Genomic DNA, 22741 nt, shown 5'->3' with positions numbered 1-22741 from the left:
AGCGCCCCCGACAGACCCCAGGAGTTTATGGCATGGATCGATTAATGGGATTGGACTACGGGGATAAGACAATCGGCATCGCCGTCAGCGACGAGCTGGGGTGGACTGCTCAAGGACTTGAAGTGATCCGTCGCACGACGGAAGAGCGGGATTTGGCGCGGATTCGCGAGATTATTGGCTTATACGATGTCAAAGAGTTGGTTGTCGGACTTCCTAAGAACATGAATAACACGATTGGACCGCGTGGAGAAATTTGTATCGCATTTGCCCAATCTTTACAAGAAGCATTACAAATGCCCGTTCATTTATGGGATGAGCGGCTGACTACCGCTTCGGCTCAGCGTACTTTGATCGAAGCCGATGTCAGCCGTAAAAAGCGCAAGCAAGTCATAGATAAAATGGCGGCTGCGCTTATATTGCAAGGCTATATGGATTCCAAATCGAAGAGGTGATTGGCATGTCTAAAGACGAACAACTGCAAGAAGACGAGCTGGATATCATTGTGATTCCGGATGATGATGGCAATGAAGAGGAATTTGAAGTGGTTGCCAGGTTTGAAGTAGACGGCTCCGAGAAAAAATATATTATGGTTGTTCCTGTCGATGCCGACGAGGAGTCCGACGAAGTGTACGCATTCCGTTACGAGGAAGATGGCGACGATCTTCAGCTGTATACGATCGACGACGAGGAAGAGTGGAACATCGTGGAAGAAACCTTCAATACGCTGATGGACGAAGCCGCCGACGATGAAGAGGAATCCCGCTAATCGAGAGCAACAGGAGGCAGTTCCTTGTACGAGTTAAAAGATATGAAAGAGACGAATCAGTTGCGCAGCGCATACGGAGATGATATTATTTTGTATGACGACCGCGAACAATCCGTTGCTTATAAGCTTCTGGCCGAGTTTCTGCTGGGTGACCAAGGCTATGCGGTCCTGGAGCGGACACAAGGCAAGCAGGAGGAGCCCGAGCTGTTTCGGGTGACTTCGACTGACGGAGAGCTTGAGCTGGAAACGATAGAAGATGACGACGAGTGGGAGAACGTATTCGAATTGTATGATGAGATGACGTTCCCGCAAGACGAAATGTAGTATACTACAATTTGTGTTCATTACGGAGCTGAGCGGAGACATCCGCTCTTTTTCGTTGTTTATCCGAAAAGTGCCTGATTCTGGCACCCCTGGCCGCATCGTAAGCACGAAGGTGCGGATGGGATCGTTGTTCTTGGCGGAATATACCGTAAAGGAGTTCGGGAGGCACGTGAATTCAGGAAGACGGCTATCGGCAGTGAAAGCCATCGTGGTAACGGTGATCATTGTCGTTCTAGCAGGTGGAGTATCTCTCGGATTGTACGCAAGGCAAATGCTTCAGCCTATGCCCGGGTCCGATCAGCCGGTAAAAGTTACTATCGCACCGGGTACGGGATCGCAGCAAATCGCCCGCAATCTTCAGCAGGCGGGAATCATACGCAGCGCCGAGATGTTCTCCTATTATTTGAAATACAAGAACCAGGGCAACAAATTTCAGGCCGGAGAATATGAGATGCGTCCCGGCATCACGCTTGACGCTATTATCGATACTCTTAATCAAGGATTGACCGTGAAGGAGCAGGGGATCAAGCTGACCATTCCGGAAGGCTTCACCGTGAAACAAATCGCGGAGAAGGTGCAGCAGCAGTTCGGTACGGACGCTGCGCAATTTTTAACTGCGGTGCAGCAAAATACCGGATTTACCGCTAAGGTGTACGCGCAAGTTCCTGCGGCGGAATCGAAGCTGGTCAACCGGCTGGAAGGCTACTTGTTTCCGGAAACCTATGAATGGAGCAAGGACATTACGGTAGACGAAATGATAGACCGGATGATGCTGGAATTGGACAAGAAGCTTGCTCTGCTTCCTGCCGATTGGCAGCAGCAAATGGCGGAGCGGGGCCAAACCTTCCATCAGATGATGACTATCGCTTCGTTAATAGAACGTGAAGTCGTGCTGGAGGAGGAACGCCCTCTGGTGGCAGGCGTAATCTATAATCGATTGCAAAAAGGGATGCCGCTGCAAATCGACGCTACGGTACAGTATTTGTTCGACAAGCCGAAGGAACGGTTGTTTGAGAAGGACTTGCAGCTGGAAAGTCCATATAATACGTACTTGCACGCAGGACTCCCTCCAGGGCCGATAGCGAGCCCGAGCTTGTCCTCGATCAAAGCGGCGATTTATCCTGTGAATACGAAATATTTGTTTTATGTAACGAAGAAGGACGGAAGCAAGGGCCATTTGTTTGCCGAAACGTTCGAACAGCATCAGCAAAACATAGCGGCCAGCAAAAAGAATCAGTAAGGAGAGAATCATATGAAGAAACCGGAGCTGTATGTAACAGCCGGCTCGGCGGAAGAAGCCCGCAGCTATATTGAGGCAGGTGCGGACGCGGTAGCCGTCGGAGAGCACCGATTTGGCATGCGTCTGCCGGGAGAAGTCCCGCTGGACGAACTGGGCGCATTAATTCCCTGGGCTCATGAGCGCGGGGCCAAAGTATACGTCATTGTAAATAAAATTATGGATAATAATCTGCTGCCTGAGTTGCCGGCTTATTTGCGGCAAATTCATGAGTGGAAAGCAGATGCGGCGGTATTCGGCGATCCGGGAGTTCTAATAGCTCTGAGACAAGCAGGTGCACAAGGATTGCCGCTGCACTGGAATGCGGAGATGACCTCGACCAACTACGAGACGGCGAAATATTGGGGCTCCAAGGGCTCTACGCGCATCGTTCTTGCCCGTGAGCTGAATCTCGAAGAAACGCTCGAAATCAAGCGAAACCTGCCCGAAATGGAGGTTGAGATCCAGGTTCACGGGATGACGAATATTTACCATTCCAAGCGGACTTTGCTGACGAATTATAAAGATCATCAGGGACGCGACAGCCAAGAAGAAGGTACAAGTCTGGAAAAAGGGCTGTTCCTGATCGAGCAGGAGCGGCAGGACGAGCGTTATCCCGTATATGAGGATGTTAACGGGACGCATATTATGAGCTCCGACGATATTTGCATGCTGGAAGACCTGCACGAGCTGATGGCGGGTGGCATTGACAGCTTCCGTATCGAGAGCCTGTTGAAATCGCATGAATACAATATTACGGTGATCCGGAGCTACCGGAAGGCTATCGACGCATATTTCGCCGATCCGGAGCAATATGAATTCCAGGATGAGTGGATCGACGCGATTCGCGAGCTGCAGGATCCGCGGCGCGAGCTGTCGTTCGGATTTTTCTATAAAGAACAAGTCTATTAATCATAACTACGAAGGGGTGGAAACTGATATGACCATGATACAGCATGAGCTACTGGGCAAACGAGTCCGTCTGGAAAAACCGGAGCTGCTGGCGCCGGCAGGCAGTCTGGAAAAGCTGAAATTTGCGGTCCATTACGGGGCCGATGCAGTATATATCGGAGGGCAGCAGTACGGTCTGCGTTCCAATGCCGACAACTTTTCGTTCGAAGAAATGCGCGAGGGCGTAGAGTTCGCGGCTCGCTACGGCGCCAAAGTGTTTGTTGCGACCAACATTTATGCTCATAACGAAGATATCGAAGGGATCGAAAATTACCTGCGCGGCATTCAGGATGCCGGCGTTGCTGCCATTATCGTTGCCGATCCGGTTATTATCGAGACGTGCAAGCGCGTAGCTCCGAAGCTGGAAATTCATGTCAGCACGCAGCAATCGACGATGAACTGGCAGGCCGTGCAGTTTTGGAAGGAAGAAGGGGCCGAACGTGTCGTGCTGGCACGCGAAGCGAATATGCAAGAGATCTTGGATATCAAGAAGAACGTGAATGTCGAGATCGAGGTATTCGTGCACGGGGCCATGTGCAGCTCCTACTCCGGCCGCTGCGTATTGTCCAACCACTTTACGGACCGCGACTCCAACCGCGGAGGCTGCTGCCAGTCCTGTCGCTGGAAATACGACCTGTTCACTACCGAGGAGGGCGGGCAGGACGGCATCAAAGAGCTGCCGTTGTTTGACGAGGAGGATCATGCCTTCTCCATGAGCTCCAAAGATTTGTGCATGATCGAGCACGTGCCGGAGCTGGTGCGTTCCGGTGTGGACAGCTTCAAAATCGAAGGTCGAATGAAGAGCGTCCATTATGTCGCAACCGTCGTAAATGCGTATCGCCAGGCAATCGACGCTTACTTCGAGGATCCCGAGCATTACGAGCTAAAGCCGGAATGGCTGTATGAAATTCAAAAAGCGGCGAACCGTCCGCTGAACACCGGCTTCTTTTTCGACGAGCCAGGGCATGAGGATCATATCTTCGAACCGGAAGATAAAGCGGCGCCTTACGACTTCGTCGGTGTGGTTATGGCGTATGACGAATCCACGGGAGTGGCCACAATTCAGCAGCGCAATCACTTCAAGCCAGGACAAGAAGTGGAGTTTTTCGGTCCGAAGGGCTCGTTCTTCAAGCAAACCGTTCCTGCCATTTACGATGAGGCAGGCCAGGAGCTTGACGCGGCGCGCCATCCGATGCAAATCGTCCGGCTGAAGGTTGAACATCCGCTCAAGCCGTTTGACATGATGCGCAAAAAAATGGGGAAAGCCTGATTACGCTGCGAGTTCAGCGCTAATCCAAGCTTTCACAACTAAACCTGTAGTACGAACCCGTATCCCGGCGATACGGGTTTTTTGCTGTATTTCGGGGCGGGGGTTTTAATTGTCAAAGATTGTGCCATTGGGAAGGATAAGGGAGGGATGGGACATAAGGCCCATGGACAAATTTGGGAAAAAGGAATATCATCCTACGTGTTGCGCAAAAAAATGGATTCACAGGACAAGCTGACGTCCTTTAAGGCGGTGGAACTATTTTTTTGCAATGTAAGCGATTTATTTAGAGGATTTTGGTAAACCGTGTCGAAATATTGAAGGGGACACGGGGTACGTCCTTACATAAGCACAATAGCCTAATATTCAGAACTGGGTGGTGGGTCCTTTGAAACAATTACTGTCAGTACTTAAGCAGTGGGCAGAGAAAGTCGGCAATGGGTTGGCATCTAGAAAACAGGAAAGTCGGGGATCAAGCAGCGGAAGTACGGTTGCACATACGATGCCCGGTTCGGCAGCAGGTCTTCGTCTGGAAAATCCGTTGAAGTCCGTGGGCATGAAACTGTTTCTTATCTTTTTGGTCAGCATTTTATTCTTTGTACTAGTGGCAGGATTTACTTCTTATAACATTTCAAGCGGCGTGCTTCAGAATAAAGTGGTGGACGCATCGGAGCAAACCATTGTCCAAGCCGGACAGAAAATGGACTTGCTGTATGGAGTATATGAGGACTTATCCATGCAGATTTTGCTCGATGAAGAGATGAAGAAGCTCCTGACGGAGATTGATGCCGTCAACAAAGGAAGCTATGATTATTTGCAGGTAAGGCAAAAAATCGGCGACAAGCTGAATGTGTACTCCTATTCTAACAAGACCATCAAAGCGATTCATTTGCTTCGTGCAAGCGGCGAGCCGATCAGTTCGTCGGGAAGCTCCATGAACAAGGAGTCCGTAGCGCAGGAAGATTGGTTCAAGAAGACATTGACCAACAACGGCAAGGCTACATGGCTCGAATCCAAAGCAAAAGGCTACGCTGACGGAACAAGCACGCCTACGTTCGCTCTGGGACGCGTATTGAAAAATACGTCGACCAATACGCAGCAAGCGGTTCTCCTGCTCGAAATCAGCCTCGAAGCAATTGATAAGGAGCTCGGCGACATCAAGATGGGCGACGAGGGCCAAACGCTGATTTTGTCTCCGGAGTTTACCGTTATTTTCGCGAAAGACCGGAATACATTAGGACAAAAATCTACGCTCGACGTACAACCGGAATCGTTAACCGAGGAAAGCCACAATACGATGACGGCCAAAAAAGATACGCAGGTTGTGTACTATCAGTCCCCTAAGACAAGCTGGTACTTAATTGGAGCCATGCCGGTCGAGGAGCTTGTGAAAGATGCGAAGAGAATCTTTAATTACACCTGGATTATTGCCGGTGTAGCGGCAATCATTGCCGTATTTATCGGAATCTTCGTCGCCCGCATGATCGGACATCCGGTCGTTACGCTGCGAAACCTTATGAAACAAGGAGAGCAGGGGAATCTGACCGTACGGATGAAGGTGAATTCCCAGGACGAAATCGGTCAATTGGGACAAAGCTTCAACCAGATGATGGAGAAAATTACGCTGCTCGTGCAGCAAACGACCCAATCCGCTCAAGAAGTGCTGGCTACCGCTACCGAGGTGTCGGATGCTTCGAAGAAAACAGCGCTGTCAGCCAAGGAAATCGCGGTGGCTACCGAGGAAATCGCAGGCGGAGCATCCAGCCTGGCTGTCGAATCCGAACGGGGCAATGAGCTTACTCATAACATTAGCACCCAGATGAAGATGGTTATCGACGCCAACTCCGTGATGGGTGAAGCGGCGGCGAGCGTCCAGCAGTCCAGTGAGCAAGGGATTCAATACATGTCCGAGCTGATCAACAAGACCAATGCAACGGAAGCAATGACACGCGATATGGTCGAGAAGGTCGACAATTTGAAGGAAAGCACTCGCTCGATCCGTAAAATTTTGGATGTGCTCAACAATTTGACGAAGCAAACGAACATCCTGTCATTGAACGCTACCATTGAAGCGGCGCGCGCCGGAGCAGCCGGTAAAGGCTTCATGGTCGTCGCCGATGAAATCCGAAAACTGGCCGATCAATCGCGTCAATCGATTGCTATCGTCGGTCAAGTAACGGAAACGATTCAAAAGGAGATCGACGAAACGGTTCATGTCTTGTCCAATGCATACCCGATCTTCCAGGAGCAAATCGTCTCTGTTAAAGAAGCGGATATGATCTTCAAGGAAGTTCAGTCGCACATGGACGGATTCATCGTTCAATTGTCCGAGGTAACCGGTTCGATCGATAATCTGAATGCGTCGCAGGTCGTGCTGTCCGATGCGATGTCGAACGTAAGCGCCGTAGCGGAAGAATCGTCCGCCACATCCCAAGAAGTGGCTTCGCTGAGCGCGGAGCAGCTGAATATCAGCTCGGGATTGGTGCGGTTGTCCGACAATCTGGAGCAATTGTCCAATTCATTGAAGGAATCTTTATCCAAGTTCGAAGTATAATTGCTCGATCTATCGGTCTTATACTATATGATTCGTAATCAATAGCTTTTTTCATGGCGTAGGCTCGCCTTGAAAAAAGCTTTTTTTGTCGGCTGTTTGAGGAGCGAAGCGGAAGATCATACTGCTAATAATCAGGTATGCTGTGCAGGAGGGTGTAGTACACGAATGAAGGGCAGAATGGCACTGAAGAAGCACCGCCTTTTTTATATATTAATGATTATCATCCTCGCTCTTGCCGGCTTGAACGCCCGTTTGTTCTGGATTCAGGTAGCGGCTAGCGGCGATTGGACGGAGCATGGCGTAGACCTGGTGCAAAATTCGGTCATTCAGAGAGCTCAAGGCATAGTGCTCGATAGCGGCAGGGGCGACTTTTACGATCGCGATGGGATTCCTTTGACCGGGAAGGAGCAGACGGTACTGGTTGTATTTCCGGTGCATGCTTCATCCCCCGAGCAAACAAGGATGGACGACACGAACATCGCCCGCACGCTGCAAGTGCCGGTAGAACAATGGAGAGCGTTCTCAACCGGATTGAAGGAGCCGCAAATTTGGACAACGGGAGATAAGCCCGTAAACATAAACGAAGCTCAGGCGAAGCAAATCGAAGCGCTGCGGCTGCCCCAGCTTGCCGTCACTAAGCTAAAGCAGCATTACGGCGATACCGTCTTGGCCAGCCAGGTTATTGGATACATCGGGCAAAACCCTGAGCGGATTACGCGTCAGTTCACGGACCAATTCCATCGCGGGGAGCTTCAGCTGACCAGCAAGATCGGCGGGGCTGGGCTGGAGAAGACGTTGGAGCCTTGGCTTCAAGGGATAGGACCGGAGTCCTTATCCTTGTTCACCGACGGCCGCAAACGGCCGCTCCCCGGACTGGATGCAAGGTGGATGTCGCCGCACAACGGCTACTATCCCCTTAAAGTCATAACGACTCTGGATGCTTCGATTCAAAGCAAGGTGGAGCAGGCGATGCGCAAGCTTCAAGTGAAAGAAGGAGCCGTCGTGGTCACGGATGCTTCCAACGGCGATGTCATTGCAATGGCAAGCCGGCCCGACTTCCACCCGGAGCATGTCGATTTGCTGCATGGAACGTGGAGCAACCGTGCGCTCAAGGCGGCTGCGCCGGGGTCGATCTTCAAGACGGTAACGGCCGCGGCAGCCTTGGAGGAGCATGTGACTGAGCCGGGTGAAATGTTCCGCTGTGACGGAGAACTGGGGAAATACGGATTGACCTGCTGGAATAAGCAAGGTCACGGCTTGATCAGCCTGGAGGAAGCTTATGCGGAATCTTGCAATATTGTATTCGCACGGCTGGCTGAAAGGCTGGACGGTGCTAAGCTGCAGGAATACGCGCATAAGCTGGGCTTGGGTACACAGATCGGATGGACAGGCCCCTTCCTGCAGGAAGAGCAATGGACTACCTGGGATGCGGAGGAAAAGGGACAGGTGTTTGCTGCATCGACTCCACAGCAGGACGGCGGGGTCAAGGCCCAAACCTCCATAGGCCAGCGGGATGTGCTTGTGACGCCGCTGCAAGCCGCCAATATGGTCGTAACCTTGCTGCATGGAGGGAAGGTCGCTTCGCCGCGAATCGTCAGCGAGATGAGGTTCCGCAACGACAGGCTGATGGAAAAGCTGGAGGCCAAATCGTTAGACGGATTGCCTTCAGGCATCTCGAAGGCTACGTCCGGCCTACTGCTGGAATGGATGACGGATGTCGTCCAATACGGCACGGGAGCAGCGCTGCAGTCGGCGGACTGGAAGGTAGCCGGCAAATCCGGTACGGCACAGGTGGGAGCAAAGAGCGGCGAGGAACGGGTTAACCAATGGTTCATCGGCTACGGTCCGGTTGCTGAACCGCGCTATGCCGTCGCCGTCTTAGTCCAGAACGTGCCGGACGGCACAAAAAATACATCCATTCCTCTCTTTCGAGAAGTAATGGATGTATTGGCTCAGGCGGAGCAATCGGGCAGGAAAGCTCAATGATATGATGTCGCGTGGAGCGTCGGAATGAGGAGCGAGAAGCAGGTGCCTTTGCCCACCTCGCTGGTGACGTCGATTTTGCCGTGAATCGTCTGAATGACCCGGTAGGTCACCATCATGCCGAGACCGGTTCCCTTGTCTCTGGTGGAGTAAAACGGCGTTCCGAGCCTGCGGATCTCATCCGGCGTCATCCCTACTCCATGATCGATGATATCGATGCATACGCTGCGATTTTGGACCGTTCCGATGATCTGCAGCTTGCCGCCGCTTGGCATGGCTTCGATCCCGTTCTTGCACAAGTGGATCATGCACTGGACGAATTTGTCCCTGTTCGCGCTTATGATCAGTTTGTCATCAAGCTGCGTTTCCACATCAACGCGGCAAAGCTTGGCATAAGGCTCTATGGAGCTCAGCGCCTGCTGAATCAGCTGCTTCGCGTCAACCAGCTCGATCGCCTCCAAATGCGGCTTGGCAAACGATAAATAATCAGTGACGATGGATTGGGCTTTGTCGATCTCCTCCAGCACCATGTTGGTGTACAGCGCCTTTTTGTCGTCCTGGATGCCCGGCTGCTTCATGATTTGCACAAACCCGCGGGCTACAGTTAACGGATTCCGGATTTCATGGGCGAATGAAGCCGCCAGATCGCTGAGCACGTTCATTTTGTCGGCTTGCTGTGATTGATTGCGCTGCCGCGAGTTCAGCTTAATTTGCTCCACTACATAGACTACCATCCCTAATGTAAAAGCAGTAATAAGACTGTACAGGCCGAAGTAGCCGACAATACGCATGGTTATGGGCTCACCTATCCACCAGAAGGTAATACAGGAGCTCACTGCCGGCAACAAGCCGATCAGTAAGCCGGTTATTGCCGCCGCAGTCACATTCCTGCTGCGGGAGCCGGTAACGATATAGGGTTTGCTGCGCCATAATAGGACCATTAATATACCGGTCAAAACCAAGCTCAGGCTTAAGGCCGTGAAGCTTCCTCCGAGAAACAGCCGATAGCATATCATGACGGCTGCAACCCACAAGGAAGGCACGATGCCCGCATATAAGATACAAGCGGCGAGAGGCACCATTCTGAGATCATACAGAAAGCCATCGGAAAACCGGAATGGATACACCATACATAAAACAGCAATTAGAGAACCTAGGATGACAATGATCCGTCTGTTTATCTTCGCGCCGATCTGATGACACCTGTCACCCCAGAACAATTGATACAGTAAGACAGGGGTAATAATGATTAGCATGTTCAGCAGTAGTTGATTAATTACGTCCAATGACATCACCTTATGCAATTATGTTATGTGCACTATTAGTACTACCTATATTTCTTTATTCGACATCTTCTCCTGTTTTCCTACAAAAACGATAGAGAAAAGTCCTAATCTGTCTAATCTCAAGCCGTAGTGAGCGGGATGGTCCATTGGGACGATTCGATCCAGCTGCGGTTGCTGAATTCCCTTGCGCGCAGTACGACTTGGTGGCCGTAAACTTCGACAAACAGACCCTGAACATCCACCGAGTTCTGGCCAAGCTGAGCGGCGCGGGTGCGTCCTACGGATGCATTGTTAAACCAATGGAACGTGTTTTGCTTGTTGTAATGGTCCTCGCTCAGGAAATTACGGTGGGTATGCCCGGACAATACGAAGACATTGGGATAGGGCGCCAATATTTCCCGGAATGCAATGGCTCGGATAAGGCGGTGAGTTCCCCCGTCGGTACCCGGCTCGGGAAGCGGCTGGTGAATAAATACGATAGCCGGCTTTCCATCCTCGTGGGCTTTCATCGTTTCGCGCAGCCAGTTCAGCTGCTCATCGGAATACCAGGCTCCTTCGCCAACGTCCGCCTTCTCCTGAACGTAGCACTCCTGGGATACAAGGATCAGGTGAACGCCGTTGACCCATACGTCCGTATAAGGCTTATCGGCATAGCCGATGAACGATTGGAACCTTTCCCTCGCCATCGAATCCGTCTTGCCGTTAGGCATCGTCTCCGTTGAAAACTGGCCCTCGCGGTCAAGCCATATATCATAATAATCATGGTTGCCCATGTTCGCGTAGAGCTTGGGCAATTGATATTGATTTAAAATGCTATTCAATAGCTTGTAATCGCTTTCCCGCCCGAAATCCGTCAAATCGCCTCCGAGTACGATGGCGTCAAGCGGGCCGTTCCAAGCGCTGATATCTTTTAGCGCCATATGAAGCCTATCCGTCATGGAGGACTCGCTTACAGAAATATGGAGATCGCTAAGTAAAAAGAACGACGCGAGCAGTTCCGTAGGCAGGACCTTCTCCACATGAACCGGTTCCGGCAGCACTTCCGCTGCAGGGGTTTCCTTCTCCGAGTCCGCTTGGGCGATCCATCGTTTTAGGTAAGGAGCACCAATTCCGGCGCCGCCGGCTAAAAAAGCAAGAGAGACTAACATTTTTTTGACAAAATTTCTGCGAGACATCATGGCGCATCACCCTATTCAATATATAATTGCCGTTTTTTTCTACGGTTTTCTTTTATTATAACGGGACGCTACGGCTATCACAATAAAGGAAGGGCCGATCATTCCCCGGGAAATCAACATTTTTTGCAGCTGGAATGTTTGGAGAACAACTGGCATAAAATATTATAAAGTTACTTTAAGTTAGCCCCTTGACAAAAGTAATTAAAATAAAGTAATATACTTACATAATGTTAGTTATTAATTATCAGGGAGTGATAATCATGGTAGATGCAGGACTTCTTATTATTCGTTTGGTCATTGGTCTTATTTTCGTAGGTCACGGGGCGCAGAAGCTGTTCGGCTGGTTTGGGGGCTACGGGTTGAAAGGAACCGGCGGTTGGCTGGACTCGATGGGAATGAAGCCGGGTGTTCTGATGGCTCTTATCGCCGGATTAAGCGAGTTTGTCGGAGGGCTGCTGTTTGCCAGCGGCGTCTTGACTTGGGTAGGTGCGATTCTGATCGCATTGACTATGCTTGTGGCGATTGTGAAAGTGCATGGAAAGAACGGATTGTGGGTTACAGCCAACGGCTACGAGTATAATTTGATTCTTATCGCCGTCGCTGTCGGTGTGGCTTTGATCGGACCGGGAGCCTACGTTTTGTTCTGATTGAACGGAATAACCTTATGACGTTTTATAGCGAAGCTTGCCCCCAGTATATGCTGGGGGTTTTTGTTGTGTAATGCGCGTTTAAGGATAGGGATAGGGAGATACCGAGGTACTAGGGAAAGATAGTACTTCTTTTCCATTTAGAGAAAGATATAATGAAATTAAAGGCAATACATGAGAGAGGTGCAGCGACTATGAGCCGCAAATGGTTGGAAAAGGAAGGTCTTCGCTGGGTTGAACGCGATATCGTGACCCGTGAGCAATATGAGCGTATTTTACTATTGTATGAAGATAAAAAGCATGCGATCGGCATTCTTCCGATCCTCGGCAGCATCCTGGTAGGCCTCGGGATTTTGAGCTTTGTAGCCGCCAACTGGCAAGACATCCCCCAGCTCGCAAGGCTGGCCATGGTCATCCTCCTGATGGTCTCGTTCTACGGGGGAGGCGAAGTGTTCCGGCGCAGGGAGCATGAGAAGCTCGGCACAGCATTGACTGCTCTCGGCTATATTTCATTCGGAGCGGGAATCGTGCTCGTAGGGCAAATGTTCCATCTGGTCGCCTACGACATCACATCGTTTGTCATCTGGGGTACCGCGGGGATCTTGCTGACGTACATTGTCCGCAGCCGATTTATTTACTTACTGAGCTTGCTCGTGTTTACCATTGCGCAATATTACAGCACAACGGAATTTCATCAGTTCAGCTATGCAGGATTCGCGCTGATGATTGCCGGTCTCGGGTACTATGCTTGGAAGAATCAAAGCACCTTGCTAACCTGGTGCTTCAGTCTGAGCTACGTGCTTCATTGTCTCATGCTTGTTCTGGATAATGAATGGAAATTTCTATGGTTCTTTGTTCCGCTTATGGCTTTGTATACGGTCGGCGACTGGTACAAGGATCGCAGTACGGGATACGCTTTGCAGTCCGTCCCGTTGGCCGCGGCGTTCATATTCGGCATTGTTATGGTTCTTTCCTGGGATAATGGTCCTTCGGACAGGAACGAGCTGCTGGCGGAGCCGCTCTATTACATCACCGCACTGGTCGTTCTGTTCGCCGCTTCCGTTGCAGGCAAGCTGATGAACAAGAGAAACTCCAGCACGTTCGAATGGATTCTAGCTGTGCCTTTCGTCTACTTGCCCGCAGGGATTAGCGTCTTGTATTTACTCGCGCTGTTCTTCTTCTCCTTCTATGTGCTCTGGAGGGGATATATCGAAGAATGGCGGTTCAAAATCAATTTCGGTACGGTGCTCTTCATTTGCAGCACCATGGTTGCTTATGGCAAGCTCACGTGGGATTTCATGGACAAATCTATGTTCTTTATCATCGGGGGACTGCTGCTCCTCGTATTGAGCTGGTTCCTGAACCGCCGCAACAAGAAATTTCTCGAGGAAGCCAAGGGAGGGAGCCATCATGATCAGTAAAGGCGCTGGAGTCAAAAGCCGTACATGGTTGACCGGTATCCTGGTCCTGCTTCAGATTTTGTTCCTGTGCGGCATCGCCTTTTCGTATTACGCGGTAAGCTGGTTCGGTCATGAAATCAAGCTGAAGACGGTGCCGGTCGATCCGAGGGACTTTTTGTACGGTGATTACGTAACCCTTAGCTACGAAATCAGCCGGTTGAAGCCGGGAATCTGGCAAGAACAAGGCAAGCTTCCGGAAGAAGGAGAGCCGGTCTATGTGCTTCTCAAGCCTGTGAACGGTCTATATGAGGCGCAAGCCGCCTACCGATCGAGTCCAGACGTCAAGCCGGGCGAGGCGGTACTCAAAGGCGTTGTGCAGTACAGCTGGGATGAAGCCATAACGGTGAAATACGGTTTGGAAAAGTACTATGTCCCGGAAGGAACGGGTAAGGCGCTCGAAGAGCAAGCGGGCAATATGATCGTGCGCGTCAAGGTTGCTTCGTGGGGCCAGGCCAAGATTGAGAGTCTGGAGCCGCAGAGCTAGCGTTCAGCGAACATTCAGTTAACGTTCAGGTTCGTTTCATTTTCCTGTGAGATAATACGGTTATCTTGTTCAACTGGAGGAAACGAATATGACAAACCGTAAATCACTCCGATTGGTGTTGGCGACGTTTCTAATGTTCGGCACTACGGTAGCTCTGTATGAATGGAATCAAAGCGTTTCCGACCAACAGGCACAATCCACCGGTTCGGCTAACCATTCATCCACTGTTCAATCAACGGGAAAACCATCCGACTAATATGACAGGAACCGTTTATAAAGGCGCATGGAGCATGTATCCATACGCCTTTTTGCTATGCTCGGGCAGGATAAATATCAATGAAAAGCAAAAAAACATTGTTCTAGGCCGGTTTAATGGTATTATAATCTCAAACTTGGTTAGGAAAAGGGGCCGTTCGATGGATGATCACCGGAACCTCTTCGAGCTGGAAGAGGTAGCAAGACAGCTGTACCGCAGAATGGCGGCAGCGTGGAACAAATTCGACGAGAAAGGAATGACGGCTCCTCAAGGCTACATTCTTGAGAAGCTGGAGCAGGAGGGGCCGCTTAAGGTTTCCCAAATGGCTGAAGCATTAAGCTATTCCGCCGGCGCCATTACGACGTTATCGGATAAGCTGATCGCATCGGGCTATGTGGAGCGGAACCGGGATGAGGCGGATCGCAGAGTCGTTTATCTCAGCATTACCGAAGAAGGAAGACAAGTGCTCGGAGCCATCAGGGAGCAACGAAAAGTGAACATCAATACTTTCTTCGGCGCACTTACGGACGAGGATATCCATCATCTGATCCGCATCTATAAGGACATTTTGGCCAAAACCGATAAGAAGGCGTAACCATACATAGATAGAGATATTTTGTACAAGAATGAGGGGATTATCATGGAACAGGAGCCGTGGAGCTTGCCGGCAGGCACACTGATTTGGGATCGTTCACAGCAGCTGGATCAGGCGGAGATATTGTACCCGTTCGCATTGGAGGAATTGCTGTGCAAGCTGGTGGGAGAGGGAGGCCCGCCGATCGTCCATTTATGGAGACATCGGAGAGCTTTCGTCATGGGCCTGAGAGACAGCCGGCTTCCGTTCGCACGAGAGGGAAAGCGCTGGTTAGAGCAGCAAGGGTATTCGACAGCAGTCCGCAATTCCGGCGGAGCTGCCGTACCGCTCGATCTCGGCGTAGTGAACGTCTCGCTCATCCTGCCCAAGCGAACGGGGCAAATCGATTTCCGTCACGATTTCGAAACCATGTACCATCTAGTGCGCGATGCGCTTCATGCGGTGACGCCGGATGTTGCCAAAGGGGAAATCGCAGGCTCGTATTGTCCCGGCGATTACGATTTGAGCATACGGGGTAAAAAGTTTTGCGGTATCGCCCAACGGCGTCAGGCCCATGCGTTCGTCGTACAGGCCTTTGTCGTTGTAACGGGAGTCGGGGAAGAGAAGGCGCGTCTCGCGCGGCAGTTTTATCAAATTGCTGCGGAAGGGGCGGACGGACAGCAATTCCCCGACGTTCAGAGCGACAGCATGGCAAGCCTCCAGGAGCTTGCAGGCTTGAACGACGTGCAGCCGTTTATCGATGCCGTGAAGGAGACGGTGAGAGGACGTTCAAGGATGGAGGAACAAAGCTGGAAGCAGATCCATTTGCCGGATGACGCGCAGGTTGCCGAAATGGTCGAATCGCTCCAAAACCGTTACGGCATTGATTGAAAAACAGACAATGTATCGGAAGCAAAGTATCGATGACTATACTGCCTTAGGACGTCTGCATTCTGTGGGCTGCAGCGTCCTTAACCGGCTCCCCGCTGTACCAACCGCCGCCGGATGAGTCGTTGAGCCATCACTTTATCGGCTTCCTAGGCTTACGTAACAGACACTACCACTTCCAAGCCATGAATCGAACCTATCCGAAGGACAAGCTGTTCATTCCTTACAGCCGACTCAATGCAATCCTTTTAAGAAAAGCTTCATAGCCTCAGGCAATTCATTTTGCCAAAAGCCCCAAAGATGCTTGCCCGGCTTCTCCTCATAGGTCAAGCGGCAGTTTCTCTCCTCCAGCAGCAAACGGGTATTTCTGTTGGCCTCTACGAAATCAAAGGTGCCGCGCTCCGTCTTGACCTCCCGTTCATCGAGTCCTATTAACATATATAGATTCAGCCACGATAAATCGGCTTCCTCGGCGATCCGCTGCTGCGTTTCGCGGAAAAATGCGCCGGACAAGGATATAACGCTGCAAAATAGGCTAGGATAATCTAAGGCAAGATGCAGCGAGACGGTACCCCCCAAGGAATCTCCCGCTATAATTCGTTCGGAGGGCGAGGTGCGCACCGGGTATTTGGATTCAATATAAGGAAGCAGCTCCTGGGTAAAAAATTGCGTATAGGCCGCGAAGCGCTCTCCTTCCGGGGCATATTCGCTCGTTCTTACCGACGTGTCGACATCGACACCGACGATAATGGCCGGATCGATGCCTTCGTCGAAAATAAGCCGGTTCATATGAGTGACGATGCGTCCGAAATTAAAAAACTGCTCGCCATCCTGACAATAAATGACAGGATATGTCATGACCTCCTGATAACCGGGAGGCAGGAAGACGCGGACAGGTCTTTCCTTGCCTAACGCAGCGGACGGGACAAGCTCCTTAACTACCGTTCGTTTGTAATAAATGGAATCGTCCATCGGAATTCCTCCAAGTGTATTATAATAGTTTGCACCTTTTTTCTCTTCTGTATTATATATTTTGTTACACTGTTATAGTCATGGAAAAGGAAAGATCGCATATTTTGCAAGTAAGTAGTTGTGTTATTAGAGAAAACAGGTTTATAATACTACTATAACAGAAACTCCGGTTTCAAGGCATCAAAATCTATCGCTGAGGTGAATGTACATGAGTAAGCCATATGAAGTGGCAGTGTCCAAGGTGACGCCTTTGTCTGTATTGGCGCCAGACGGTACTGTAGTAAATGAGCAAGAAATGCCGAAATTGACTGACGATCAATTGAAAGAATTGATGAGACGCATGGTATTTACCCGTACATGGGACCAACGCGCGGTTAACTTGACCCGTCAAGGCCGTCTTGGCTTCTATGCTCCGGTTTCCGGTCAGGAAGCGTCGATGGTCGGCAGCGAATTCGCTTTAAATAAAGACGACTTTATTTGCCCGGGCTATCGTGATATGCCTCAAATCGTGTGGCACGGACTTCCGATGTACCAAGCATTCTTGTATTCCCGCGGCCATCAGCATGGCGGACAAATCCCGGCCGATGTGCACGTTTTGATGCCGCAAATCATTATCGGCGCGCAAATTTTGCATGCGATGGGCGTTGCCATGGCATTCAAAAAACGCGGCGAAAAGCGCGTTACTATTACTTATACAGGCGACGGCGGTTCCTCCGAGGGCGATTTCTACGAAGGCTTGAACTTCGCTGGCGCTTTCAAGCTTCCTTCCATTTTCGTAGTTCAAAACAACGGCTATGCCATTACGACACCATTCGCCAAACAAACGGCTGCAGAATCGGTTGCTCATAAAGCGGTAGCTGCCGGTATTAAAGGCGTGCAGGTGGACGGCATGGACGTGCTTGCCGTAGTTAAAGCGGTACAAGACGCTGCCGAGCGCGGACGTAACGGCGAAGGCGCAACTTTGATCGAAATGATCACTTACCGTTTCCTTCCACACTCGATGTCCGGTGACGATCCTTCCAAATACCGTACGAAAGAAGAAACGGCGGATTGGGAAGCGACAAGAGATCCGCTAAACCGCTTCCGTACGTATTTGACAGCCAAGGGCTTGTGGTCGGAAGAAGAAGAAAACAAAGTTGTCGAAGAAGCGAAGGCTACTGTAGCTGAGCAAATCAAGAAGGCGGAAGAGACCGAGAAAATGACGGTTCCTGGCCTCATCGACAGCATGTTCGAAACGACACCGTCCCACTTGGCTGAGCAAAAAGCGGATTATATCGGGTAAAGGAGAGGAAAGCATACCATGGCACAAATGACAATGATTCAAGCGATTAAGGATGCTATGCGCGTAGAGCTGCAGCGCGATCCTAACGTTGTTATATTCGGGGAAGACGTAGGTAAAGTAGGCGGTGTGTTCCGTGCGACGGAAGGCCTGCAAGCAGAATTCGGCGAAGAACGCGTATTCGATACTCCGCTCGCAGAATCCGCTATCGGCGGTTTGGCAGTAGGTATGGGGATTCAAGGCTTCCGTCCGGTAGCCGAAATCCAATTCGTAGGTTTCATCTATGAAGCGATGGACCAAATCTGTGTCCAAGCTGCACGTATGCGTTACCGTTCCGGCGGACGCTACAATGCTCCGATCACGTTCCGTACTCCTTTTGGCGGCGGCGTTAAAGCAGCCGAGCTGCACACAGACCCGCTGGAAGGCTTGCTTGTACAAACGCCTGGTATCAAAGTGGTTGTACCTTCCAACCCTTACGATGCCAAAGGCTTGCTGATCTCCGCGATCCGCGATAACGACCCTGTATTCTTCATGGAGCACCTGAACCTGTACCGTTCGTTCCGTGCTGAAGTTCCTGAGGGCGAGTACACGGTTCCAATCGGAAAAGCGAACGTCGTTCGCGAAGGCTCCGATGTAACGATCATCACTTACGGCGCAATGGTTCACACTTCGCTGAAGGCTGCGGAAGAAATCGAAAAAACCCGCGGCGTGAAAGTAGAGGTAATCGACCTGCGCACCTTGATTCCGCTCGATATCGAGACGATCGTCGAGTCCATTAAGAAAACGAACCGTGCTATCGTTGTTCAAGAAGCGCAAAAAACATCCGGCGTTGCAGCGGAAGTTATCGCTCAAATCAACGAAAAGGCAATTCTTCACCTCGAAGCTCCGGTTCTCCGCGTAACGCCTCCGGATACGGTATATCCGTTTGCGCAAGTGGAAGATCAATGGCTGCCTAACCCTGCTCGTATCGTAGCAGGTTTGAATAAAGTACTGGATTTCTAGGATGACGCTCCGTCAAGGAGCGGCGGTTTGTCCAATGCGTTGTCGCGTAATGGTTGCAGGGAAGAGGGAATGCCTACGGCCGCTGTTGAAATGGTGTATGGTTGATGAGATCTAGCGGTAAATACACCATTTCAAAGGCGGACGCAAGCTCCTTCGGCACATCCCTCTATCCTTTCCACATTCCGCGTTCGTATTGGGACAAAAAACGCTCCTGTACAGGAGCGTTGAAGGGATAAGCTATCGTTTGCCGGTATCCGCAAACGGGTAATTTATATTATAAAGCGCAGCGGGAGCGCTTTTTGGAATTTATATAATCCGAACACTAGGAATCGGAAGGGCGTGTAACTGTCGGAGAGTTTACGAGCCGCCTTTGAAAACGGATTTCAACCGCAAAATGTGTAATCTAGAAATCCGTTTTCAACAGCGGACGGAGACAGTTGGCACGGCATTGAGATGGTTTCTAGTGTTCAGCACGATTTTTATAAATTCCAACCTGCAAACACCGCTGCGCCACCTTTAGGAGGATCAGAATCGTGGCGATATTTGAATACAAATTCCCGGAGCTCGGGGAAGGGATTCACGAAGGCGAGATCGTCAAATGGCTTGTGAAGCCTGGCGATACGGTCAATGATGAAACGATCATCATGGAAGTGCAAAACGATAAATCCACGGTAGAAGTTCCTTCTCCGGTAGAAGGCAAAATCGTCGAAATCAAAGTCGGCGAAGGTACGGTATGTACGATCGGCGACCTGATCGCGACGATCGAGGTATCCGGCGAGGTGCCTCAGCAACCGAGCCATGGCGGTCACGGCGAGAGCGCTGCGCCTGCAGCGGCTCCAGCAGCACCTGCAGCGGCTCCAGCAGCACCTGCAGCGGCTCCAGCAGCACCTGCTGCGGCAACGGCACCAGCCGCAAGCGCAGCTCCTGCAGCGGCGGCTCCAGCTGCAGCAGCACCGGCCGCGGGCGCATCCGCCGCAGGCCAAGTATTGGCTACGCCGAGCGTGCGCAAGCTCGCTCGCGAGAAAGGCGTGAACATCGCGCAAGTCACACCTACAGGCCGTAACGGCCGCGTGACGAAGGAAGATGTTCTTGGCTTCACCGGCGGCGCAGCGCCAGCCGCAGCAGCACCGGAAGCTGCAAGCGCAGCTCCTGCAGCGGCAACGGCATCTGCAGCAGCGCCATCGGCGGCTGCAGCGGCATTGTCCGGCGAACGCGTCGAAGAGCGCGTTCCGCTCAAAGGCATCCGCAAAGCGATTGCGAATGCGATGGTCAAATCCGCGTATACGGCTCCGCACGTAACGCTGATGGACGAAGTCGACGTCACCCAGCTCGTCGCCCTGCGCGGCAGAGCCAAAGCAGCTGCAGAGAAAAAAGGCGTCAAGCTGACGTACTTGCCTTTCATCGTGAAAGCTCTCGTAGCGGCAGCACGTCAATTCCCTGCTTTGAACGCAACGCTCGACGAAGAAAAGAACGAGATCGTCTACAAAAAGTACTACAATATCGGAATCGCAACGGATACCGACAACGGCTTGATCGTACCGGTGATCCAGGATGCAGACCGCAAAAATATTTGGACTATCGCCGAAGCTATCAAAGATTTGGCAACTCGCGGACGCGACGGCAAATTGAGCGGGGCAGAAATGAAAGGCAGCACGATTTCCATTACGAACATCGGCTCTGCCGGCGGTATGTTCTTTACACCGATCATCAACTTCCCTGAAGTCGCCATTCTGGGAACAGGCCGTATTACCGAAAAGCCTGTCGTGAAAAACGGCGAAATCGTAGTAGCGCCTGTCATGGCATTGTCCTTGAGCTTCGACCACCGGATTATCGACGGTGCAACGGCTCAAAACTTTATGAACTACATTAAACAGCTTCTGGCGGATCCAGAGCTGCTCATTATGGAGGTGTAACAGCTATGGTAGTAGGAGACGCTTCCGTTGAGATTGACGTTCTAGTCATCGGTGCCGGACCCGGCGGTTACGTGGCGGCCATTCGCGCCGCCCAGCTGGGCAAAAGCGTACTGATCGTGGATAAATCCGAATTGGGCGGCGTATGCTTGAACCGCGGATGTATTCCTTCCAAAGCGCTGATTTCGGCTGCGCATCATTATGAGGCGGCAAGCCACAGCTCCTCCATCGGCATTACGGCGGACAACGTAAAGGTTGACTTCGCTAAAGTGCAAGAATGGAAGGGCGGCATCATCAAGAAGCAAACCGGCGGCGTAACGCAGCTGCTTAAAGGCAACAAAGTACAAATTTTCAACGGCGAGGCTTTGTTCATCAACGATCATGAAGCCCGCGTGTTCAACGATAACGAAACAGCTCGTTACCGTTTCAACCACTGCATTATCGCTACAGGCTCCCGTCCGATCGAGCTGAAAGCATTCCCTTACGGCGGACGCATCCTGTCGTCCACCGAAGCGCTGGAGCTTCCGGAAATTCCGGAAAGCCTGATCGTCATCGGCGGCGGCTACATCGGTATCGAGTTGGGACAAACGTACGCGAAATTCGGTACGAAAGTAACCGTGCTCGAAGGCTCCGACGCCGTACTGCCTGGATTTGAGAAAGAAATGTCCCAGCTTGTCGCACGCAACCTGAAAAAGCTCGAAGTGGAAGTATTCACCGAAGCTATGGCTCAAGGCTGCGAGCAAACAGACAAGGATGTTACTGTGACCTTCACGGTAAAAGGCGAAGAGAAGAAAGTAACGGCACAGTATGTGCTTGTGACTGTCGGCCGTCGTCCGAACACCGACGGAGATCTGTCCTTGGAGCTGGCCGGCGTTGAAGTAGGCGAGCGCGGACTTATCAAAGTAAACGAGCAATGCCAAACAAATGTGCCGCACATCTATGCTATCGGCGATATCGTACCAGGCTTGGCTCTGGCGCATAAAGCTTCTTACGAAGGTAAAGTAGCGGCGGAAGCTATCGCAGGACTTCCAAGCGCTGTCGATTACAAATGCATTCCGGCGGTTGTATTCTCCGATCCGGAAATTGCCAGCGTAGGCTTGAATGAGACCGAGGCAAAAGCCCAAGGCATCAACGTTGCTGTAGGCAAGTTCCCTTACGGAGCTAACGGCCGTGCGCAATCGATGAACTTGAAGGAAGGCTTCGTGAAGCTTGTCAGCGATAAAGATTCCGGCTTGCTGCTCGGCGCGCAAATCGTGGGAGCGGAAGCATCCAATCTGATTGCCGAGATGGGTCTCGCAATCGAGATGGGAGCTACAGTGGAAGATATCGCATTGACCATTCATGCGCATCCTACATTGGGTGAAATCACCATGGAAGCCGCTGAGGTTGCTATGGGACATCCGATTCATATTCTTAAATAATCGTATTTTCGATTTTCGAGGCTCGGGCTGCAGACATGCAGCACCGGGCCTTTTTTCATTGGGACAAACCAATACATTTGTACCGATAAATGGGTTATAGCCGATAGGGTTCGTCTGCACGGATAATCCCCGGAATTCATACAATACATCGATTGTCGAATTCTAAGGAGGATGATCATCGATGGGTAAACATCATTTTTGCAGCTGTCATCCAAAGAAGAAAAGAAAGCCGAGATGGACAAAGCATAAACATGTGCATTCAT

The 22741-nt window shown here is 51.2% G+C and carries 21 protein-coding genes; 18 read left to right on the top strand and 3 right to left on the bottom strand.

The annotated features are described in order from the left end of the window. The first annotated feature begins 32 nt into the window (after positions 1-32). The 8 genes from ruvX to ACFQ88_RS31925 all read left to right on the top strand — a co-directional run bounded on the left by ruvX (position 33) and on the right by ACFQ88_RS31925 (position 9124). Positions 33-452 (top strand): Holliday junction resolvase RuvX, encoded by a 420-nt coding sequence (gene ruvX / locus ACFQ88_RS31960; protein WP_239633908.1) that lies wholly within the window; start codon positions 33-35, stop codon positions 450-452. 5 nt (positions 453-457) lie between these two features. Continuing rightward, positions 458-766 carry a DUF1292 domain-containing protein gene (locus tag ACFQ88_RS31955; RefSeq protein ID WP_239633909.1) on the top strand — a complete coding sequence of 103 codons (309 nt, stop codon included), beginning with the start codon at positions 458-460 and terminating at the stop codon, positions 764-766. 24 nt (positions 767-790) lie between these two features. Continuing rightward, positions 791-1090, top strand: a complete 300-nt coding sequence (locus tag ACFQ88_RS31950; protein ID WP_239633910.1) for a DUF1292 domain-containing protein — start codon at positions 791-793, stop codon at positions 1088-1090. 169 nt (positions 1091-1259) lie between these two features. Further along, entirely contained in the window at positions 1260-2330 is a 1071-nt protein-coding gene (gene mltG / locus ACFQ88_RS31945; RefSeq protein ID WP_379460843.1) for an endolytic transglycosylase MltG, read from the top strand. A gap of 12 nt (positions 2331-2342) precedes the next feature. Next, complete coding sequence (locus tag ACFQ88_RS31940; RefSeq protein WP_379460841.1) at positions 2343-3278, top strand: peptidase U32 family protein; 936 nt, start codon at positions 2343-2345, stop codon at positions 3276-3278. Between the two features lie 28 nt (positions 3279-3306). Continuing rightward, on the top strand, positions 3307-4587 hold the full coding sequence (locus ACFQ88_RS31935) for a peptidase U32 family protein (protein ID WP_379460839.1): 1281 nt from the start codon (positions 3307-3309) through the stop codon (positions 4585-4587). Between the two features lie 499 nt (positions 4588-5086). Then, positions 5087-7138, top strand: coding sequence for a methyl-accepting chemotaxis protein (locus ACFQ88_RS31930; protein ID WP_379460946.1), 2052 nt, complete (start codon positions 5087-5089; stop codon positions 7136-7138). Positions 7139-7303: 165 nt separating this feature from the next. Beyond that, a complete protein-coding gene (locus ACFQ88_RS31925) occupies positions 7304-9124 on the top strand; it encodes a peptidoglycan D,D-transpeptidase FtsI family protein (RefSeq protein WP_379460837.1) in 1821 nt (606 codons plus the stop codon). On the opposite strand, the gene ACFQ88_RS31920 is transcribed toward ACFQ88_RS31925, so the two are convergent. After that, positions 9118-10413 carry an ATP-binding protein gene (locus tag ACFQ88_RS31920; RefSeq protein WP_379460835.1) on the bottom strand — a complete coding sequence of 432 codons (1296 nt, stop codon included), beginning with the start codon at positions 10411-10413 and terminating at the stop codon, positions 9118-9120. The genes ACFQ88_RS31925 and ACFQ88_RS31920 overlap by 7 nt on opposite strands. 113 nt (positions 10414-10526) lie before the next feature. Next, positions 10527-11585, bottom strand: coding sequence for a metallophosphoesterase family protein (locus tag ACFQ88_RS31915; RefSeq protein WP_379460833.1), 1059 nt, complete (start codon positions 11583-11585; stop codon positions 10527-10529). 260 nt (positions 11586-11845) lie between these two features. Between ACFQ88_RS31915 and ACFQ88_RS31910 the strand changes: the two genes are divergently transcribed. The 6 genes from ACFQ88_RS31910 (at position 11846) to ACFQ88_RS31885 (ending at position 15897) form a co-directional block, all read left to right on the top strand. Beyond that, complete coding sequence (locus tag ACFQ88_RS31910; protein ID WP_239633918.1) at positions 11846-12232, top strand: DoxX family protein; 387 nt, start codon at positions 11846-11848, stop codon at positions 12230-12232. A 194-nt stretch (positions 12233-12426) separates the two neighbouring features. After that, positions 12427-13653 (top strand): DUF2157 domain-containing protein, encoded by a 1227-nt coding sequence (locus tag ACFQ88_RS31905; protein WP_379460831.1) that lies wholly within the window; start codon positions 12427-12429, stop codon positions 13651-13653. Then, complete coding sequence (locus tag ACFQ88_RS31900) at positions 13643-14176, top strand: GDYXXLXY domain-containing protein (protein ID WP_239633920.1); 534 nt, start codon at positions 13643-13645, stop codon at positions 14174-14176. The genes ACFQ88_RS31905 and ACFQ88_RS31900 overlap by 11 nt, the downstream gene beginning before the upstream one ends. Before the next feature lie 88 nt (positions 14177-14264). Beyond that, on the top strand, positions 14265-14432 hold the full coding sequence (locus ACFQ88_RS31895; protein ID WP_239633921.1) for a hypothetical protein: 168 nt from the start codon (positions 14265-14267) through the stop codon (positions 14430-14432). 160 nt (positions 14433-14592) lie between these two features. Further along, positions 14593-15027 (top strand): MarR family winged helix-turn-helix transcriptional regulator, encoded by a 435-nt coding sequence (locus ACFQ88_RS31890; RefSeq protein WP_239633922.1) that lies wholly within the window; start codon positions 14593-14595, stop codon positions 15025-15027. Positions 15028-15072: 45 nt separating this feature from the next. Then, entirely contained in the window at positions 15073-15897 is an 825-nt protein-coding gene (locus ACFQ88_RS31885) for a lipoyl protein ligase domain-containing protein (protein WP_379460828.1), read from the top strand. A gap of 231 nt (positions 15898-16128) precedes the next feature. Here ACFQ88_RS31885 and ACFQ88_RS31880 read toward each other — a convergent pair whose 3' ends face one another. Continuing rightward, entirely contained in the window at positions 16129-16866 is a 738-nt protein-coding gene (locus ACFQ88_RS31880) for an alpha/beta hydrolase (RefSeq protein ID WP_239633924.1), read from the bottom strand. A gap of 208 nt (positions 16867-17074) precedes the next feature. Between ACFQ88_RS31880 and pdhA the strand changes: the two genes are divergently transcribed. The 4 genes from pdhA (at position 17075) to lpdA (ending at position 22478) form a co-directional block, all read left to right on the top strand. Then, entirely contained in the window at positions 17075-18148 is a 1074-nt protein-coding gene (pdhA, locus tag ACFQ88_RS31875) for a pyruvate dehydrogenase (acetyl-transferring) E1 component subunit alpha (protein WP_239633925.1), read from the top strand. 18 nt (positions 18149-18166) lie between these two features. Next, on the top strand, positions 18167-19147 hold the full coding sequence (locus ACFQ88_RS31870; protein WP_239633926.1) for an alpha-ketoacid dehydrogenase subunit beta: 981 nt from the start codon (positions 18167-18169) through the stop codon (positions 19145-19147). A 533-nt stretch (positions 19148-19680) separates the two neighbouring features. Continuing rightward, positions 19681-21060: a dihydrolipoamide acetyltransferase family protein gene (locus ACFQ88_RS31865; RefSeq protein WP_379460825.1), complete on the top strand. Its 1380-nt coding sequence runs from the start codon at positions 19681-19683 to the stop codon at positions 21058-21060. 5 nt (positions 21061-21065) lie between these two features. Continuing rightward, positions 21066-22478: a dihydrolipoyl dehydrogenase gene (lpdA, locus tag ACFQ88_RS31860; protein WP_379460823.1), complete on the top strand. Its 1413-nt coding sequence runs from the start codon at positions 21066-21068 to the stop codon at positions 22476-22478. Positions 22479-22741: the final 263 nt, after the last annotated feature.

This window comes from Paenibacillus sp. NPDC056579 (assembly GCF_042793215.1).
Classification (GTDB): Bacteria; Bacillota; Bacilli; order Paenibacillales; family NBRC-103111; genus Paenibacillus_S.
This window is presented reverse-complemented; position numbering and strand designations above follow the sequence as displayed.